We start from the raw sequence: 19,970 nt of genomic DNA on the forward strand, positions 1-19,970 counted from the left end.
TATGTGTCTGTGTAAATCAGCAATTGCTTTTAAGTGCATTTTGTTCATAATATTGTATTAAGTTTTCAGGATCACTTAACTAATAGTATGGAGGCAGATTTATATTACCCGAAACAGTATGTCTGGAGTAAGATTGTTCTTTTTACTACTGTTGATGGTACTTATTTTGCCCGTTCATCCGGCAGTTTCGGAATTTAATTATCCAAGAATTTTAGATAATCCCTGGGATCATTCTCCTATTACTGTATATATAGACAACAAAAGTGTTCCTCCACATTATAGTCCTACCTATTACACACAGGTACAAAAAGCTCTGAATTACTGGGCAGAAGGTGGAAATGGAAAACTGGATTATACTCCCGTTTTTGCAATTGTGGATTCCGAAAAAGCTGACATCAGGATAAGATGGGTCGAAAACCTGCAGAAAGACCAGGGTGTTCCTCCTAAAGTTGCAGGTGTTACAGTTCCATTGATCGTTAACGGGCGATTTATACGTGTAGATGTAATGCTCGGAGTTGGATATTCTCAGTGGGGGGAATGGGTCCCTTATAGCGATACTGCAATGCTCGCCATTGCAAAACATGAATTGGGACACGCCCTGGGTTTGAATCACAGCAACGACAAGCAGGATATTATGTATCCAAGTAACGAGCAGATAAATAACACAAACCCTATCCTGAGTAAGTACGGTTCATTTTTGCTTTTTGCAGTTTACGCTATTCTTGCGATTGTCGTCTTTCTCTCGGTAAGCTACGTATTAGGACGTATTGCCAAATAAGAGCTTATCCTAAAATTACCAGCCGCAACTTCCACAATATAGGGGTAGTTAATTAAATGAATACTGCTGAAACAACCACTTCTAGCCTAAAAATAAAAACTTTGCTTGGCTTTGTAGAGTTTATTATCATCATCGTTTTGTTTCTTTTTGTTCCTGCAGGTTCATTATATTTTTGGCAAGCGTGGGTTTATTCAATTATATACGTTGCATCATCAGTGACAATTACTTTTTATTTATGGAGAACAAACCCTGAACTTCTGGCTCGTAGGGTTAATGCGGGACCAGGCGCTGAAAAAGAAAAGACGCAGAAGATTACACATTTTTTTGTTCTCTTATTATTTATTGCCATTCTCGTTATTTCCGCACTTGACCATCGTTTTGGTTGGTCGCATGTTTCATTATATATTGTCATCCTGGGCGACATTCTTGTAATTCTGGGATTTTTTCTACTCTTTCTCGTCTTCAGAGAAAATGCCTTTGCATCCGCAATCATTGAAGTAACAGCCAATCAAAAAGTAATAACAACCGGACCGTATAGTATAGTCCGGCATCCACTGTATGTGAGTGGTCTCATTATAATGTTAGGCACTCCTCTCGCGCTTGGATCGTGGCGTAGCTTACTTGTATTTATTCCCCTTACGCTGGTAATTATCTGGAGGCTTATTGATGAAGAAAAGTTTCTATCCAAAAATCTGCCAGGCTATGAAGAATACTGTCAAAAGGTTCGTTATAGATTAATTCCATTTTTGTGGTAAGTCAATTCTATTATTTTCATTTTCACTTTATTTTCATTTTCACTTTATTTTCATTTTCACTTTATTTTCATCAATTAATTAACTCAGCAATTAACCAAGGTTTAATCACCTTGATGACAAATTCAGGAAAACATTGCGGAATTGAAGGAGATGTTCAACCAGGAGTCAGCAGTTCCATTCATCTTCAGTGAATTTTTATTTCAGTATGATATCAAGCTGCTTGAAGAGATGTAAGCCAGCGTAAATATGATTATAATGAATTATAGCTGATATATATAAAAGGGGGATTAGGTACCATAGCGAATATTAGTTTTAAGCGAGTTTCAAAAGAAAAGTTACAGCAGGAAGTTGAAGACCATATCGTTTCTGGGTGGAAGCTTAAACAGCATAACGAAAATGTAGCCATTTTAACCAAACCTGGTGGGTGGGGCTCTGGGGCTGGTCATATACTGGTATTCTTGTTAACTGCCTGGCTGACTATTTTTATTGGTAATTTCATTTATGCTTTATATTGTCGACTTACTTCCGGTAGCGAATTGCAGATTAAAGCTGATAATTAAATTAGATATTGTGCAATTTTTGAGATTCGTGTATTCACTTTCCGGACTTTAGATGAGACGTCACCTGTCTGATCGGAACCCGATCCCGGTGAATATTGCATTCCGATAATAGTAGTAGTAATAATCCTGGTGGCAGTTTCAAACTTCCGAAAAGAAACGGATATTGCCGAATCAGATTGGAGAAAACAAAGATGAATACATCAAGAAAACCCTGGCCTATTTCACTTGGGATTTTTACAATCTGGCTGATTGTTGTTGTAGGAGGAGGACTGCTGCAGGTTAAAGGCCAGCCCACTCAACTTGATGAACTGGTTAAAAGTCAGCTTATTTATGGAGTGCTTGCTGCAATAGTCTTTTTGTCCGGGATAATTACCTATTTTAACTGGCGGGATAAAATTGGATGGAAAAGCCTTAATAGTTCACGGAATTTGCGCCTTTTATTGTTACCTGCTCTGTTTCTTTTCATTATGCTACTGATAGTTTTATTTACAGGCCTGCCGTCACCCCGTGTACTCTTAATTGTAATTATAAACACCTTGATGGTAGGTATCAGCGAAGAGTTAATGTTTCGGGGTGTACTGTTTTATGGCGTCTCTTCATCATTTGGGGTCTGGCGTGCAGCATGGATCACAGCGGCTATCTTCGGTTTGGTTCATACGTTAAACAGCTTAATAACCGGAGATTTTAGTGCAAGCGTACTCCAGGCTTTTTTTGCAGGTATGTTTGGAGTCTGGGCAGTAGCCTTGCGGGTTCGCCTCGATACAGTCATTCCGTTAATCATCATTCACTGGCTATGGGATTGTCTGGCATTTCTTACAGGTTCCTCGGAAAGGCTAGGGCTGGTATTGTTATTCTTTTCTTTTATTTTATTCTTTTACGGCATCTGGTTATTACGAGGCTTTCGATAAACCGTTGCGCCGAAACCGTTGCGCCGGTTTATCACGCCGATAGGGTTTGGGAATAAGGTACTCAAACTTAAACGTTTCTTGGGGTTTTCGCTCAAGCCTTTTTTTAAAAGGCTTGCGGTCAAGCAGTTTTTTGAAAAGGCTTGTGATCACACTGTCATAATGTTTTTGAGTTAGCAGTTGTTTTCGCTCAAGCCTTTTTTAAAAGGCTTGCGGGCAAGCAGTTTTTTTAAAAGGCTTGAGTTTCAAGTACAGGTGAATACTACGCATACTGGATGAAAGGACCTTAGCAATAAGTTTTAAACAGGTTTTCCAGGAATATCCAGACTTTCTCTATAGAAGGAATGAAGATTTTTTCCGAAGGGGAATGCGCATCTTTGATTGTCGGCCCAAAAGAAATCATTTCCATACCTTCATGCGCCGAGCCGATTATTCCGCATTCAAGTCCTGCGTGAATTACTTCAACCTCAGGTTCTTTCCCAAAAGTTTCGGTATAAACTTGCTTGCATTTTAAGAGTAGTTCAGATTTCAGGTCAGGTTCCCAGGCAGGATATTTGGGTTCATATTCAACCCATGCGCCTGCGAGTTTTGCGACTGCTTCTACTTTTTTACTAATTTCATCCAGTCTGAGATTATTTGAACTGCGCTGGCTTGATACGATCATCACCTCGTTTTCAACTGTTCGCACTGTTGCAAGATTGTTTGAGGTTTCGACAAGTCCCTGAATATTATCCGACATCCTGTAAACCCCATGAGGCAGCCCCAGAATCAGTTTTTCAAGTTTTTCTTCGGTCTCTGGTGAAAAGAACCTAATACAAGGCACTTCCTCTCTACGTATCTTATCTTCTGCAACTTCAAAGATTATTTCTCTATTAATTTCTTCAAGATTCAAAATAAGTCCAGGATCAGTTTTTGCATATTCAGCTTTAAACGCATGCCTGAGATTTGATACGGTTTTTTCGGCCTTTTCGCGTTTTTCCCTGTGAAGTACAACAAAGGCTTCTGCAGTACTGGGAATTGCATTATGGACACTTCCTCCGTTCATCAGGACAAGTCTTATATTTTCTGTCCCAAGCTTTTTCCTGAGTTCGGTCAGTGCCAGGAAGAGCAGCTGTATTCCGTTTGCGCGCTGTTTGTTGATTTCAACTCCGGAATGTCCGCCTTCCAGACCTTCAACCGAGAGTCTGAAAAACCTGAATAAATCTTCTTTTTTGAAGTCAAATTCTTCCCACTCAACAGGAAGTGTAATTAGCGAATTCTGCCCGCCTGCACACCCTATTATAAAAATACCTTCATCCTCGGAGTCAAGGTTCAAAAGTATTTTTCCTTCAAAAAAGCCAGTCTCAAGTCCTCTCGCTCCTGTTAAGCCTGTTTCTTCATCCACCGTAAAAAGCAGCTCTAGTGGAGGATGCCCGATTTCTCCTTTCTCCCCTGCTTCTGCCAGCACCAGCCCGAGTGCAAGGGCAATTCCGTCATCAGCACCTATGGAAGTTCCATCTCCCCGCATCCAGTCCCCATCGCAAATGCATCTTATAGGGTCTCTGGAAAAGTCGTGTCCGGAATCCTTACATTTCTCGCAGACCATATCCATATGCCCCTGCAGAATAAATGTGGTAGAGTTCTCATATCCGGCTGTTGCAGGAACTTTGATAAGTACATTGTTTAAAGAATCGGTTTTTGTCTCAAAACCTCTGGACCGGCTCCACTCCTGTAGCCAGGTTGAAATCTGTTCTTCATGCTTTGAACGTCTCGGGATTTTATTGATTTCTTCGAAGACTTCGAGGATCTGTTGAGTTTTCGGGTGCATAGGGATCAGTTTTTAGTTTTTTACAAGAATCTATTATAGGGTTCTTTCCAGGATTGTCTTCAGGAATTCTTGTTTGTGATCAAGGTTATTATTAGGGCTATCAAGGTGATATTTGTTAGTTTACGGATTCACATATTTTTATAATTTATTGAAAAACGTCATGCAATTTGAGTAATATACCCAAATTATACTTATTCAGTTTTAGTTTTCAGATTATATTGAGTTATTGCTTTACACTCTGATCAAAGTTTCAAATTTTAAGCTTGATGAGTATAATATAGTAATGTTAACATTCCGATACAAACAATTGATCAAGAGAGGATAGATCAAGGCTATGAATGTCTTAAATTGGCTTAAAATCAGTTAAATAACTGGATTATGAAGATCAGTTGCTGAAAACTGTAAAAAGGGTAATTCTCAGTCTGGTAAGAAAAGTGCTTTCGCTTTTTTGTCAGGTTTGAGTGATGAACTTACTACTCTTTAGCTCTGTCTTTTCATTTGTTATTCGGCCTTAGAAACCCTAAACGGTATATTTTTATAAAAATATTTTAAATTAAAAGTTATGTAAAAATTTTCCAATTTATCATACACTAAATGTTTTTAAATAAATATGTAGAGTCGAGTTTGTGATGTTGCATCAATCTTCGAAGACCTTACTAATCTGAGTATTTACAACCTATTCGATACTTCATTTTGCTGTTAACGCGATACCGGGTTTAAGTTAAGCTAACGAAAACAAATTTCCAGAGGACTAATGCCTCCTTATTTTCTACTTTTTATAGCCAATACCGGGCAATCAGCATTTCTTATTACCTCATCGGCAACGCTACCTAACAAAAACCTTTCAATACCACTTTTCCCCTGCGTTCCGACAACAATAAGATCAACAGCTTTTTGTTCTGCAAATTCGGTGATTACACGGGCTGGCCTGCCAGATAGTATAAAGGTTTCCAGATTCACACCCTGTGCACTTTCTTTTACCCGATTAACTGCTTCTTCTCCCTCATCTCTGATTCTTCTGTAAAGATTCTCTGCAATTGGAACTTCAACTGCAGATTTCATCAGGCTCTCGTCCATTACATAGACAGCGTAGACTGTGGACCCGCATGCACGGGCAATTTTTACTGCTTCTTCAACCGCAGACTTATTTTTTTCAGATCCATCAGTAGCTATCAGTATTTTTTCGAATAACTTTGAGTTAGTCATAAACTATTTCCTGCTGGCTAGTTGCCGTTCAATCTTGGTTTATTTTTTGAATTAAAAAAGAAGGGAATCAAGATAAAAATTACGGAATAAGCCTATCCCAGGACTAATATTAGATTCATAATTTAAGTAATAGTTATTCCGTGAAACTGATGATGCTCTATGGGAGTTCATAAAACCCTATTTACCTTCATATAAACCGCATACAGGAAGGTCACGTGCAGATGTAGGGAAGGCATAAACGCCTGTGCGAGAGTAGTAGGGAACCAGGATGTTCCTGTCAGGATATTTATAGTCTCCGGGCTGATTGTAGCAGTGACTGTTTGTCGGAAAGCCAGTCCGAAAGTACCAGTGTTTAGACTTCAAAACTGCATTCATATAAGGATAGGCAGATAGTAAGCTAAAAAATCGATAGTAATAAAAGAAAGTTAACAGAAAGATTAATCTGTTAACTCTCTGTGAAAGAACCCGGACCGAACATTTGGTATCAGTAAGAGCTTATTTATTACCAGCATCATTCGCTTTTAACTGGTAAAAGTGATACTCGTACGGTTGCCAGGTATCTTTGATGGTTCCGTCAGTGACAGCCACGGTTCTGTTCTCCCATAAGACATCATACGTTCCGTTTGGCACGCCGGTAATTGTTGCATTATTTGCCGTACAATCTGCTTCAGTAAAATCAAGCATACTTGACGATGCAACTAACTTTCTACCGTCTACGTCAGTAAATATGTAGGCTGTAACTGCAGAAATTGTGCCACCTGGGTCTGAGGTAATATTTCTCGTGCCGCTAGTTACGTTTGTTGTAAGAAGCGTCCGGTCGTCATTCATAATCCAGGGCCAGACCTGTTCATACTTTGGCTTAAAGTCGGCCCATCCAGCATAGTTTGGAGTATCGGCTGCATACTTATAAGCATATGAGAAAACCCCCTGCGCTCCACCTAAAATTCCCATCACAATCTGGCTTTGATGACGATCAGCCACTTTTTGCTCAGTATCCAGATCCGGATCGGAAGCATTTACCTTAATAGCCTGACCAAAGGCTTCTGTTGTTACATATACTGTTCTTCCTGCTTTTTTCCAGTCAGGAGCATTGGCAATGAGATTTCCATATACCCAGGCATGCGGGCGTTCAGGATGAAACTTCGTGTAGGTAGTAAAGTAACAAACGTCAAGGCCTGGAATAAATTCCTCATCATCGATATTGGCCATATCGCCCAGATAATCTCCAGCAACAGCATTGGGGAAGTATTTCTTCATAGCTGTACGCATGGTGATAAGTGTTGAAGGACTTCCTTCCTCGTCAGGGAAATAGACACCATAAAAATCATTGTCCGTAACCCCCATATCCTTGACTGATTTCCAGAAACTCTCAGAAGCCATCTGAGGGCCGCTAGTAGCTACTAAATATTTTGAAATTCCAAGCTCTTTGCCTCTGTTTATGTTATCAACAAATTGCTGTGGAGTTATAGAAGTTTTCCATCCAAAGTGAACAAGCGTAGCGTTATCTTCTAAAAATTGAGTGCCAGTTTCCCATCCCATCATCCCATATGCAGGGGCTGTACCACGCGGATAAGGAAATTCATTACTGGTTAAGGAATCATTCTGCGAAGCATTTTGCTCGCTGGACGCTAACGCAGCCGATGAACCTAGAATTAGAAAACAAATCAGGACTGCTGAAGTGAAAAACATTAAGTATAAACTATCTTTATTTTTCATCTATTTCCATCCCCCATTCCCTATTTGGTCGTGTATGTAAGTTATCCAGTGATTAACTATAAAATTAGATGATATTTATAACTGCAGGTGTATGCTCTATCGATTATAAACCTATTTGAAAAGTATAAATGTTATGTTGTAAAAAATATAAATGTTATGTTGTAAAAAGTATAAATGTTATGTTGTAAAAAGTAATGGAATACTATAAAATAGCTCATTTTCTGCTATTCGCTTAACGCTGTTTTTAACGAATACTTTTAATGAATTATTAAAAAGTACTGCCTGGTAATTTCACTATTTTAATGAATCATTAAAAAAGATACTACTTGGTAATGCAGGCATTTAGATACAATCTCTGCATTGGAAATAATAAAATTCTATTTTTGATGAAAAAAGAGGATACAGAAGAGATCAAAAGTTTAAGGAACGATAGGTACGTTGCTTATCAACATGACATAAATATCTATCTTCTGACCCTTAATCCTCAGTTCAACAAACTCTATTTCAGAATGCAGTCCGTTCTTGGCTTACTTTTTTCTGACCTTCCAACCACTGTATAGACAAACCAGGCTCCCTAATAATTCGAAACCTGGAGTTGAGTTAACCTTACTCGATTTATTTCCGTTCGAGTCTTTTATATTAGAAGCACTATCATTAACAGAGTTTTCATCTGTCTCAGTCAAGCCTTGAGATTCAAAATCATTCAGAGTTAGATCGTTTTCACGCATGAACACGATAGGAACTTCCTTAACTCCCATACTGCTTGCTTTTGAGTCAATAATCTGATAGTACTCGTCCAATAAAGACTTATTAATTTTCGAAGTATTGTTAACAGTTATCTCTATAACACCATCAAAGGTTATACCAGAAGTCACAATAGGGCCAAGTGGATCAAAATACTTCGAATTTTCCTGGTTTTGCATAAAACTTGCAGTATATAATTGGTCCAGTATGTTACCAAGGGTGTCAATCCATTGATATCTCTCCTCCGAAGTTGTAAAAGCGGGTATGCTTCCATATGCGGCAACACAATTCGGGTCATTTTTCAGTTTATCCAGAGTTTCCGGGCCAAAGGTAAGCTCCATAGTCATGTTTTCTTGTGTAGTCTCACTTCCTTGTGTAGTCTCATTTTCTTGTGCACTTACTACCGAAACTAACAAGATGGCTGCAAGTAATATTGTTGTAAATACTGCACCTGTTCCAAGTTTTTTCTTTATTGTCATCTACTCTTTACCTCTTTTCTTTTACTCAAGAGGCAGGGATACAAGCCTTAAATACTCTAAAAATTATCATTTCTTGCCTCTCTATATTGGTTTCAAATTTAGTTTGACAGATATATTTGAACTCTGTATATTACTTTTAAGGCATTTTTTATAAACTTTCTGTGCAAACTATCACTTCCTGTGCAAACTATCGAATTATACTACTTTACAACTATTTTTAATTACGCAATTGAATAATATCTACCTCATCTTTTGTTTTATATTATTTCACGGTAGTAAGGCGATTTCTAAAACCAATAAATTTTAAGGAGATGCCCCCAGGTGCTTGAGACTAAAATCTAAAGATTATAAAGATTCGCTGCCTTTTCTGATAGCACTTTGAGGTATTAACCTGAAAAAATAATTTTTGAAATAGAAGAATACTTTCAACTTACTTGGCAAAGTACTATAAATTTTAGGCAACTTTTGGAATTAAAGGTGAATACAATGTAATGAGCTTCAAAAGACTAACTAAATGTACTCAATGCTTTGAATAACTTAAAACAGTTACTCGCCTAAAACTTCGAAATTTGTTTATATTTTATAAAACTGTTTACGGAAGGTATATGATGATTTGTGTATGTGGAGTAAATTGTGATGAGTGCCTTCGTCTGAATGATGGATGCACCGGTTGTGATGCACTTGAAGGCAAAGTATTCTGGACTCAGCATATCTGTACTGATATCTGCCCTGTTTACAAATGCGTTAAGGAAAAAGGTTATCAAAACTGCGGCGATTGTTCTCAAATTCCCTGCGAACTTTGGGTTTCTTTAAAGGATCCTTCCTTGAGTGAAGAGGAACATCAAAAATCAATTCAAGGCAGACTTCTCGTACTGAAAAAACTAAGGTGAACTTCAGATTGAACTTAAATTCATAAGAAGCATCATAAAAGGAGTCGATAAACAAAAAAAAGTTGATGTAACCACTTGAAAGTTTCAGTGTTATCTTAATCGTTTTTTACTGATTTTCAAGCGGTAACATATAGCTCATTAAATAGTGTAAAACTTTCTTCATCTAATTTTGCATTATGAAGGGTTTTTACTTTAGAGAGCTGGTCAAATGATAAGTTTTTCACATTATTTAGTTTAGCTTCTTGAAGGTTTGCTTCCTGAAGGTTAGCTTCCTGAAGGTTAGCTTCTTGAAGGTTAGACTTTTGAAGATCAGCTACATAAAGATCAGCTGCCTGGAGGTTAGCCCCGTGAAGATTAGCTCCATAAAGATTAGCTCCCTGGAAGTTAACACCTTGAAGATTAGCTCCTTGAAGGTTAGCCAAATGGAGATTGGATAACTGAAGGTTTGCTCCTTGAAGGTTAGCCCCGCGAAGGTCAGCCCTTGTAAAGTTAACTCCTTGAAGATCAGCTCCTTGAAGATTAGCCCCTTGAAGATTAGCGCCTACACCCTCTAAAAGGTAAGAATTTGAAAGGTCGGCTCCTTGAAGGTTAGCCTCCTGTAGGTTTGCCTCCTGAAAGTTAGCCCCACGAAGGTCAGCCCCGCGAAGGTCAGCTCTATAAAGGTTAGCCCCTTGAAGATCGGCCTGCGTAAGGTTAGCTTTTATGAGATAAGCTTCCTGAAGGTTAGCTCCTTGAAAGTTAGCCCATATAAGATTATTTCTTTCGAGATGAGCACCTGGAAGGTTAACTCCTCTATAGTTTTTTCTCTCTATAATGTTCATATGTAATAATTGGCGTTCCATAAAAATAAATATTACTATTCTAGGAAGAAACTTTCCGTTCTCCGAGGTTTATTATCCAGAGTACTTGTTTACAAGTCCATTGTGTTCCAAAAAAGTAAAATTTTCAACACGGATTTTACTTTCGTTTATATGCTCGTACAGCAGGTTGACCCAGCAGTGTCAGAAACGATGGAAAGGAAGCATTAAAGTTAGAATATTTCCTAAAGTTAACAACGGCATTTTGTGCTCCGAAAGAGATATTGTTTTATGCACGTAAGGATCATTTAGATAGTAATATATAAGAGGTGTTTTGAATGTGTTGTTCTTATCTTATAACAGTGAGTCTTAGTTCCGGAAATGAAACCCATACATGCAATGTTTCCTCAAAAAAAGGTAGGTTACCTGCCGAAGTAATATCGAAATACTGCAAAGGCGACTACGAAAATTGTCAAAGATTCATGTACCGTTCACGTTTGATGGAGTAATATTGGAAAAATACGAAAAAAACAGATTTTGAGAGCTGGTTCAAAACTCAAAATCCTATTATATCATAAATTTAAAACATTTGTTTGAGCTTTTGATCCTGATGAATGACCCTGAAACATACTCAGTGAAAATTATATTGGTTTTACGACGGCTTATTAATTAAAAGTGTTTCTGAAAAATATTTCAATCGCCGAATTTGATAAACTTTTTAGGCTCGAAGTTAGTTTTCATTGTCCAGAAATATGCTTCACCTTTAGCAATACGGAAAATTATAAGTCCCGGATGATCAAACGTCAGACCAAAATCTTTAAGAAATGGCCTGTCCTCCAGGACTTTCTTCTTAAGCTTCGGATCATCTACAAACTCTATATTACCTGCAACTCTCATCATTCTTCCTGTTGCCTCACCGGGTTGCCAGAAACATGCCTCTACTTTTGGGTTTGTCTGAAGTTGCTTGTATATATCTTTCATAGCTCCGATTTGAAAGTAAAATCCACTTCTGTCGGCGAACCAGAACCCAAGTGCCCTAACTCGAGGTTGATCTCCTTCTACTGTTGCCAGATAGCAAACAGGTGTTTCATTTGCAAATTTAATGCATTCATTAAAATCCATGTTAACTTCCTCCAAATGAATGTTAATTCTTAACTTTATTATATTTTAAATTGATTATTTCAAAGTAATAAGTGATCAGTCCCGAAAATGAATGTATGTTTCCGTTAAAAAATACTGGTAGAAAGGCAGATTTAAACTGATTACTGAGGTAAATCTGCCCATCTGTCAAATTTGAGTAGGGACTTTATACCATCTGCTTCTTACTTTCTTATCTTCTTTTGTACAAGAATAAGCTAAGTAGGCAGAAGACACAGGAAGCTATTTCAAAACCAGGCGCTTTTGAATTTTCTTTTCCGGATGTTTTTGAGCTTTGATTTTGCTCAGGTGTTTGTTCTACACTTGTTGCCTCACTTCCAGTAGTAGATTTACTTTGATTATCCACAGATGAGTGCGTTTTGTTCTCGGCTAAAGGCTTTGTTTCAGTTCCATTTGCTTGAGCTTTTCCTGTTATTGCAAAGAATGAGAATCCAGGTGTTTCTGCCGTGAAGTACAGATATCCATTATCTTCTTTTAAGCATTTCACAGGGAGCTGTGACCATTTTTTGTCACTATACCTGTTTAGAGTAATCGAGCTCTTGTCTATCTTCTTATCCTGCAGCCAGGACTTTTCAACCTTGAAGCACACTACAGGGTTTCCAATGTTCTTTTCGTTTGCAAATCCGCTGCTTCCTACCCAGAGGTTGAAGTACTTATAGACCTCACCCGAGTCCAGTACTGAAGTCAGAGTGGATTTTGCTTTGAGCTGTTCGGCAATGGTTGTGATCTTGCCTGCGGTCTTCTTTGCATCAAAGCTAACATATACAACGCAGGTTGCATTGTTTGTAAAATCAAACACTACAGGTTTTCCGTTTGTAACCTGTGCCTTTGAAAGTTCCTTGACCTGGACATTAGTTTGAGGTTCAGGAGAGCCACCACCTCCACCGCCTCCACTCTTGTGGCTATGTCCATCATCATCATCGTCTGAACTGCTTTTTTGCGTGACAGTTATTGTAATAGGTTTTGCCACGGAAGTGCCATTTTCATTTATTGCAGTTAAGCTAACAGGATAGGTTCCGGGGTCAGTGAACACACAAATAATGATCGGATCCGTAGAATCTACAGTTCCGTCATTCCTGATATCCCAGTTCCTTGAGGTTGCGTTTTGTGACAGGTCGGTAAGCAGTACCCAAAGAGGAGCATAGCCGCTTGTTACATTGGCACTGAAGTTTGCAACCGGAGCATTTGGATCAGTAACAACTATGTAACCCGGCTTTGTCAGTGTATTGTTCCCTACGTTGTTTCCCACAGTCAGACTGATTGTATAATTTCCTGGTTTCGTAAACTTGTTAACTGCAACCGAATCTTTTGAGTTAGTACCATCACCGAAATCCCAATACCAGGATGTAGGTGCTCCAGTGCTGGTATCAGCGAATAACACCGTTAGAGGTGCTGTTCCAGAGGTTACATTAGTCGAGAAATTTACCACTGGTGCTTGTGGAGAAGTTACAGTAATATAATTAGATTTCGTTACTGTACTATTGCCTGCTCCATTTGAAACTGTTAAAGTAATGTTATATACCCCTGGATTTGGAAACGTGTGGGTTGCATTCGTGGCATGCTTTGAATTGATACCATTACCGAAATCCCAATACCAGGAAGTAGGTACCCCACCAGTGCTAATATCAGTAAATTGCACAACTAAAGGTATAGTTCCAGAAGTTACGTTGGCGGTAAATTCAGCTACTGGTGGCAAGGTGTTTGTGGCAGAAAGATCACTCATATAGATGCCATTATCATTGGCAACACCCACACCATAGGTATCTCCTATTCCCCATACAATCGTACTATTGTAGATGTCAGGTGTCGTGTAAGTCCCTATTGGATAAATATATACCGGAGTGCTTTTTGCTGAAGGAATATCATAAACGTATACACCTGCATAACCAAATTGGTCATTGCCAGATTTTGAATATACGATTTTGTTCCCGTTTATGTCAATATGACCACCGGTATCGTCTCCAGCGTCAGTATATGAGCCTGCATATTCAGGTAAGGTATTACCTGTATTATCACTGGTAACATCTATCGTGTTTTTAGTAACAAGGTCATACATTTGAATAAATCCATCTCTGGAATAGAAGTTTGACCATATCACTTTATTACCATACATAAGCGGGTTACTCAGGTCGCTAGAGTATGGGCTTATTAATTCAATTTTCTTGGTTGTGATATCATACATAAAGATATCTCTTATATCCCTGCCACTGGCAGAGTACACTATTTTTGTATCATATATATCCGGACTTTCTCCTTCTGCTATCCAGACTTGTGTTGAAGTAGATATGTCCCGCATATATATGCTATAATTGTAACTTGATTCGTTGTAGTTTGCACTCCAAACGATTTTATTGCCATAAATAGCAGGAATACTGCGGTTGTCTACATCCTGTGTGATATACGAACGGTCACTTGAAGGTATGTCATAAACCGTTAGTCTTGGCACTCCACTGCTTTCATCATGCCAAACTAATTTGTCTCCGTAAATAGCTGGATGAGATGCTGCAGAAGAGCTAACTGTGGTATCTGTTTTCGATGTCAAGTCATAAATATGAATAACACCTCTGTCTGTCCATACAACTTTGCTGCCATAAATAGCAGGATCGGATCCGTTACCGATCCTCGTCACCTGTGTCGCTACCTGTGACGCTGACGCCACGGATGAAATAAAAATTAAAATCAAAAACACAAAAACTAAGGCTGTTGAAGCTAAAGTTATTGAATGCGGTTTTCTATAATTTTTCATTTATTTTCCTTCACCACTCAACATTTAAAAAATATCAATACTTATTACATTCTAATATTTTTTAAACATTCTCTTTAAGTTTTAAACTATAAGTGGTTGAATACTTGAAGGCTGGATACTCGAAATAGAACAATAAATTAGAGTTATCGAAAACAAAACTGCTAATTCAAGTTTATTTGAGTTAAAGATAAGAAAATAACCAGTAACTGATAGTTGAAATGAGTAATTGCCAGAACAGTTGAAATAAATAATTGCAAATAATGCCGCCTTATATAGACCTATCCGATAAGCGATAACCGGATACTGAAAAAGGAAGTACTTTCCGATATTCGCTTTCCTTCTTTTTCCATATTTTGCCAACGAACAGCAATGTTGATGTAGGTTTTCAATATTATATCTGTTGTGGGGATCAATACGGAAAATAAAATTATACGTATAGCACTTGCTTTTATTTTTCTCATAAGCTTTACATCAATAGCAAACGCTGGCAAAGAGACTATGATCGTAGAGTCGAGGTTAACATTTAGTCCATCAATCTATAGCGACATTGTTACATGGGTTGAGACTGCTACCAGTTCAGCGGGCATGTATAACCTGACTACTGGAAATATAACTGGACTAGGACACGCTGTGATAAATAGCCCATCTATTCACGGAGATAAAGTTACATGGTGGGACGAAGAAAACGTAGTTGTACGTAATATTTCCACTGACAAAGAGGTTAAAATCATTAATGCGAGTACACCAGCGATCTATGGTGACAACCTTGTGTATGTAAGGTCAAAATCTGTTGATGGTCAGCCTACCTCTGACCAAAACGCTGAATATAACAGTTTATATTTATACAATTTCAGCACCCATAAAGAAACTCAGCTAACTCTGTATGAACATGCAACCTACAGTGCTTCTATTTATGGGAATAAGATTTTATGGAGCCGGTCAAATCAGGCAAAAAATCCAAGCGGATGGAGTACAAATATTTCCGTATACGACATACCCACAAAAAGAGTAAGTGACATCAGCAGAACTGGTAGAGCAGGTGATGGTAAAATTTACGGAAACATTGTTGTGTGGGTAGAACACAAAAACGGATTAATGAATATAAAGGATGTCTATATGCGAGATATTGCCAAACATGAAACACGCCAAATCACTTTTGATGGCAATTCGACCTGTCCGAATGTATATGATGATAGAATAGTGTTGGAAAAAACATACAGAGAAGGAGAAAAATGGTCGAGTGATGTTTATATGTACAATATCTCAACCAATGAAACTATTCGCATCACTAACAGCACTTATGCAAGCGAGCCTGCAATTTACGACGATAAGATTGTGTATATGGACTCACGCAATACTCCAGAATATCCGGAAGAAGGTGACATCTATTTGTATAATCTTTCAGCTTGAAACTCTAAAGCGAAAGCCTCTTTTCTTTTCATGACGGAGTTTTCAAAAGATGCTACAAGGATATGATTTGAAGGAGGTGTTAATGATGAAACCATTTTCGCCAGACAGGGTGATTTTTGAGCCCAGATCCCTGGACTATCCCCTCGGACAGAAAATTCACGATTATTTTGAGGGTACCTCTACTGAAATCATAAAGGCGTCCATTAAAAAGATATCCTCTATCATTCCGGGAAGCACTGAGGGACAGAGATATGCAAGTGGCAAGAAAACCCTTGTTGTCACAACTAAGAAAAGCTTGAAATTTGACGTATGCAAACCGTCCGCCGATTTTGAATTTTCACTGGTGAACGGCTGCCCGGCAAGCTGTGAATACTGTTACCTGTATACCACGCAGAGCAGCAAGCCCTATCTCAGGACCTATGTAAACCTGGACGAGATCTTCGATTCCATCAAAAAGCATATCTCCCACAGCGGCGATAGGCTGACTACTTTTGAGGTGGCAAGCGCGGGCGACCCTCTAGCTATCGAACACATCACAGGCAGTCTTGCGAGGACGATCGAGTTTTTCGGAACCCTGGACAAGGCCAGACTGCGGGTCGTAACAAAGTTCAACAACGTCGACTCCCTGCTCGGCCTGAAGCACAACGGCCGGACTCGCTTCCGTGTAAGTATCAACTCCAGGTACGTCATAGAGAACTTCGAACACAACACCGCCAGCCTCGATGAAAGGATTGAAGCCGCTTCAAAGCTTGCTGTAGCAGGATACCCCATCGGCTTTATAGTGGCTCCCATCATGATTTATGACCGCTGGAAGGAGGATTACCTTGAACTCTTTGAAAAGCTCTGGATCAGGCTTGATAGGGTCAAGTCAACTGAACCCGTCACCTTCGAACTCATCCAGCACAGGTTCACTCCTGCCGCAAAGAAGGTCATACTGGAACGTTTCCCAAATACCAGCCTGGATATGGACGAGAGCAAACGCACCCTGAAATGGGGAAAGTTCGGCAGGTACAAATATGTCTACCCACGGAAGGACGCGGTAGAAATCAGGGAATATCTCACCTCGCTGATTGGAGAGAAGTTTCCGGATGCCAGGATTGAGTATTTCACTTAATAAACAGGGAATAAACAGGGGAAATTTCTAACGTGACTTATTTGCATTAATGTTATTTAATATTCAAGGATTGCACAACTAGGGCAAAGGTGATGGGTTTAAGATTACTTATGCAGGTTTTCGTGGGTTTGAATACTACTCCTCGCACTAAAATCATGGGATATAACAATTAAAAAGTGTACATGGTTTTGTAGAGATAATCACAACCGTGTTTTTAAAAGTTTTCTCAAGATATTATTTTTTTATAAAAAAGTTTAAATAAAATTAAAATTTATGTTATCAAACATTTTCGCAAGTCTTTTAAGCCGTTATTTAGTATTTAATGCTCATGCCCTTGCCAAGTCTATACTTTCTCGCCTTCGAGATTCTGGTTTTAGTGCTCTTTCTGGCCTGTCTGCAAAATGCATGGCAGCGAGGTTCTTCGGTAGCCTGGCAGCTTTTTGCGGGTGTGCTCTTCGGTTTGCTGCTGGAATGGGCTACGATCCAGCAGCTCGACGCTTACAAGTACGGAAGTTTTCTTGTAATGCTCGGGCCTGTCCCTGTGGTCGTTGGGGTGGCCTGGGGAACTATCATCTATAGCGTTCGCTCCTTTTCCGATAAAACCAGCCTTCCGGAATGGGCACGACCTGTGCTCGACGGGCTGATGGGCCTGAATATGGACCTTTCCATGGATGCAATAGCTATCCGCCTGGGCATGTGGGATTGGGGAAAAGGGTTCGATTATCAGTACTTCGGTGTTCCTTACAACAACTTCTGGGCATGGTTCTGGGTTGTGTTTTCATTTTCAGCAAGCCTTCGATTGCTATCAAAGCTGCCTGGTTTCTGGGGGCGCTGGTTCTCCCCTGCAGGAGCTATAATATGCGGCACGACAGGCGTGCTTATTACCAACGAGCTCATTACCAACATTCCCAATGACCTGATACATTATGCTACTATCCTTGCAGTCTTAGGGAGTGCTCTGCTATTGGTTCTGGCATTACGCCCAGAAATCTCGATCCGATCCCAGGCTGCATTTGTCTTTCTTGTGCCTCTCGGATTTCATGCCTATTTCCTGATAGCAGGATTAGTTTCAAGTGTCATACTGGACCCGCCCTTTTTGCTGGTGGTAAGTATAGTTATGAGCATAATAACACTTGGTCTTCATCGAGATGCCCTAAATTACTGGTATCAGTCTAACAGAGGAAGCAAAATAGAGAAAACAGGTAATTGACTACTGACTAAACCCCAGAAATCAGGTTTTCTCATGCTTTAACCCTCTCTAAACTCTCTAAAACGTGGCTGTTGAGGGTGAAAGCTTTATTAATTTTGGCGTTCTGCTTCATGTAGTGTAAAGTTTCCTTCGAGAACCCCAACTTTTTCCAATCAGAATATGAAATGTTCAGGATTTGCCTGATTTCACGGAAATAAACTGTCTGAACTCCAAACTCAGGGCTAACAAATCCAGGATTTTATTTTCAGTTCAGATCTTATAGTTTTATTCTCCTCTTATAGAGTTCAATACTTATAATTTACTTGTTACTTCTTAGAATTCAAATTCCAGTAAAAAATAAAAAGGGAAAATCCATAAAATGCGTCTAGATACTTAATGGAAAATTGACAAGTAACAAAACTCCAAATCCTTGTTACCTATTCAATTTTATAGAGGTAAATTTATCCATTTATAGGATAACTTATGGATTAATTTAGAGAATTTATAAATTATCGTTATGGAGATCAATATTAAGTGGGGGAAGTTATGAGAAAAGAGGTTCTACTTACGGTATCTGTTTTGGTATGCTTGATAGGTTCAATATTAGTTGCACAAGCAGTAGAGGAAAAGAAAATTGTTCCAGATCAGCGATTAGTGGTAAGCACCGCTATTTACGGTAATCTGGTAACGTGGTATGAAACTTCTACAAATGTTCCACATATCTATGATCTGTCTATTGGAAAAGAGTTGAATGTACCAGATGACAGAGTGGAAAGTAATATGGAGATATATGGAAATAGAGTTGTCTGGCAGAATGGAGATGATGGAGTTTCGCTATATGATACATCAACAAAAAAATTAGTACATATAACAGAAGCTTATCATCCAGATATTTATGGAAATAATATTGTATATGAAAGAATAAAATGGTTGCAAGATGAACCATACACACTACATAGTTTATACATATACAATATAACAACTAAGAAAGAAACTAAAATCACCGGTGAAATTAACGCTGATTATAAAACAGCTATATCTGGTAATAAAGTTGTATGGGTGAGAGCAGATAACCCCTCGATAATTTATATCTATGATATACCGTCAAAGAAAGTGAGTACCACAAGTGCAAGTGACTCAGTGAGTAACCTTGATATCTATGGAAATCTCGTTGTCTGGCAAAGTGGATCAGATGAAAAAAGTAACATTTACATGCGTGACATTTCCATACACAAGACAATACAGATCACAAAGAGCGGATCAGCAATTGAACCGGCAATTTATGGTAACCGCATTGTATACATCAATGCAAACGACATCTATGTGTACGATAAATTTACTAGAAAGACAACCCGTATTACAAGTTGCGGTTTTGCATATGCACCCTCTGTATATAATGATAAAATCGTGTATGCAGACTCTCACGAAGCTGGTGAGATGAACTGGGAGTTAGGTTCTATCTATCTGTATGATTTATCAGAGCGGGTTCCAAAATTCAAACATCAAAATACAAATTGACATTAAATGTATGATTTTATCTACAGGGCTTACGCACTAGATACGTAAATCAAATGTAATAACCGTTACTGATTAAATTTATATTATATATTTAATGGCTAATGCTGCTGCTTTGCGATTCAAATGGTAAGTCCTGTACCCAAATGACTGTGTAGTATCTGAAGGTTAGGTACTCTTTTAAAATCTCAAAAGCTGAAG

Annotated in this window: 16 protein-coding genes; 8 read left to right on the forward strand and 8 right to left on the reverse strand. The window is 38.7% G+C overall.

Annotated elements, in window-relative coordinates; genetic code table 11:
• Positions 1-166: 166 nt before the first annotated feature.
• The 3 genes from MSBR3_RS03550 (at position 167) to MSBR3_RS03560 (ending at position 3,001) form a co-directional block, all read left to right on the forward strand.
• Positions 167-778 (forward strand): matrixin family metalloprotease, encoded by a 612-nt coding sequence (locus MSBR3_RS03550; protein WP_230627741.1) that lies wholly within the window; start codon positions 167-169, stop codon positions 776-778.
• Between the two features lie 56 nt (positions 779-834).
• Complete coding sequence (locus tag MSBR3_RS03555; RefSeq protein WP_048106487.1) at positions 835-1,533, forward strand: methyltransferase family protein; 699 nt, start codon at positions 835-837, stop codon at positions 1,531-1,533.
• Between the two features lie 751 nt (positions 1,534-2,284).
• A complete protein-coding gene (locus MSBR3_RS03560) occupies positions 2,285-3,001 on the forward strand; it encodes a CPBP family intramembrane glutamic endopeptidase (protein ID WP_048106489.1) in 717 nt (238 codons plus the stop codon).
• 283 nt (positions 3,002-3,284) lie between these two features.
• On the opposite strand, the gene MSBR3_RS03565 is transcribed toward MSBR3_RS03560, so the two are convergent.
• The 5 genes from MSBR3_RS03565 to MSBR3_RS20590 all read right to left on the reverse strand — a co-directional run bounded on the left by MSBR3_RS03565 (position 3,285) and on the right by MSBR3_RS20590 (position 8,950).
• Entirely contained in the window at positions 3,285-4,805 is a 1,521-nt protein-coding gene (locus tag MSBR3_RS03565; RefSeq protein ID WP_048106491.1) for an aminoacyl-histidine dipeptidase, read from the reverse strand.
• Positions 4,806-5,567: 762 nt separating this feature from the next.
• Positions 5,568-6,011 (reverse strand): universal stress protein, encoded by a 444-nt coding sequence (locus MSBR3_RS03570; protein ID WP_048106493.1) that lies wholly within the window; start codon positions 6,009-6,011, stop codon positions 5,568-5,570.
• Between the two features lie 177 nt (positions 6,012-6,188).
• Positions 6,189-6,386 (reverse strand): hypothetical protein, encoded by a 198-nt coding sequence (locus MSBR3_RS19960; protein ID WP_155396704.1) that lies wholly within the window; start codon positions 6,384-6,386, stop codon positions 6,189-6,191.
• Between the two features lie 120 nt (positions 6,387-6,506).
• On the reverse strand, positions 6,507-7,727 hold the full coding sequence (locus tag MSBR3_RS03575; protein ID WP_048106495.1) for a hypothetical protein: 1,221 nt from the start codon (positions 7,725-7,727) through the stop codon (positions 6,507-6,509).
• A gap of 527 nt (positions 7,728-8,254) precedes the next feature.
• Positions 8,255-8,950, reverse strand: coding sequence for a hypothetical protein (locus MSBR3_RS20590; protein WP_052723258.1), 696 nt, complete (start codon positions 8,948-8,950; stop codon positions 8,255-8,257).
• Between the two features lie 605 nt (positions 8,951-9,555).
• On the opposite strand from MSBR3_RS20590, the gene MSBR3_RS03590 reads away from it, so the two are divergent.
• Positions 9,556-9,840: a DUF3795 domain-containing protein gene (locus MSBR3_RS03590; RefSeq protein ID WP_048106498.1), complete on the forward strand. Its 285-nt coding sequence runs from the start codon at positions 9,556-9,558 to the stop codon at positions 9,838-9,840.
• Between the two features lie 116 nt (positions 9,841-9,956).
• On the opposite strand, the gene MSBR3_RS03595 is transcribed toward MSBR3_RS03590, so the two are convergent.
• The 3 genes from MSBR3_RS03595 to MSBR3_RS03605 form a co-directional block, all read right to left on the reverse strand.
• Positions 9,957-10,661 carry a pentapeptide repeat-containing protein gene (locus tag MSBR3_RS03595; protein ID WP_080942393.1) on the reverse strand — a complete coding sequence of 235 codons (705 nt, stop codon included), beginning with the start codon at positions 10,659-10,661 and terminating at the stop codon, positions 9,957-9,959.
• A 669-nt stretch (positions 10,662-11,330) separates the two neighbouring features.
• Complete coding sequence (locus tag MSBR3_RS03600; protein WP_048106499.1) at positions 11,331-11,759, reverse strand: pyridoxamine 5'-phosphate oxidase family protein; 429 nt, start codon at positions 11,757-11,759, stop codon at positions 11,331-11,333.
• Between the two features lie 208 nt (positions 11,760-11,967).
• On the reverse strand, positions 11,968-14,541 hold the full coding sequence (locus MSBR3_RS03605; RefSeq protein WP_048106501.1) for a PGF-pre-PGF domain-containing protein: 2,574 nt from the start codon (positions 14,539-14,541) through the stop codon (positions 11,968-11,970).
• Between the two features lie 402 nt (positions 14,542-14,943).
• Between MSBR3_RS03605 and MSBR3_RS03610 the strand changes: the two genes are divergently transcribed.
• The 4 genes from MSBR3_RS03610 to MSBR3_RS03625 all read left to right on the forward strand — a co-directional run bounded on the left by MSBR3_RS03610 (position 14,944) and on the right by MSBR3_RS03625 (position 19,772).
• A complete protein-coding gene (locus tag MSBR3_RS03610) occupies positions 14,944-15,951 on the forward strand; it encodes a TolB family protein (RefSeq protein WP_048106503.1) in 1,008 nt (335 codons plus the stop codon).
• A 49-nt stretch (positions 15,952-16,000) separates the two neighbouring features.
• Positions 16,001-17,065, forward strand: coding sequence for a spore photoproduct lyase (gene splB / locus MSBR3_RS03615; RefSeq protein WP_230627743.1), 1,065 nt, complete (start codon positions 16,001-16,003; stop codon positions 17,063-17,065).
• A gap of 328 nt (positions 17,066-17,393) precedes the next feature.
• Entirely contained in the window at positions 17,394-18,275 is an 882-nt protein-coding gene (locus tag MSBR3_RS03620; protein ID WP_230627745.1) for a carotenoid biosynthesis protein, read from the forward strand.
• Positions 18,276-18,800: 525 nt separating this feature from the next.
• Positions 18,801-19,772, forward strand: a complete 972-nt coding sequence (locus MSBR3_RS03625) for a hypothetical protein (RefSeq protein WP_052723262.1) — start codon at positions 18,801-18,803, stop codon at positions 19,770-19,772.
• Positions 19,773-19,970: the final 198 nt, after the last annotated feature.

The organism is Methanosarcina barkeri 3 (genome assembly GCF_000970305.1).
GTDB classification, from domain to species: Archaea; Halobacteriota; Methanosarcinia; order Methanosarcinales; family Methanosarcinaceae; genus Methanosarcina; species Methanosarcina barkeri_A.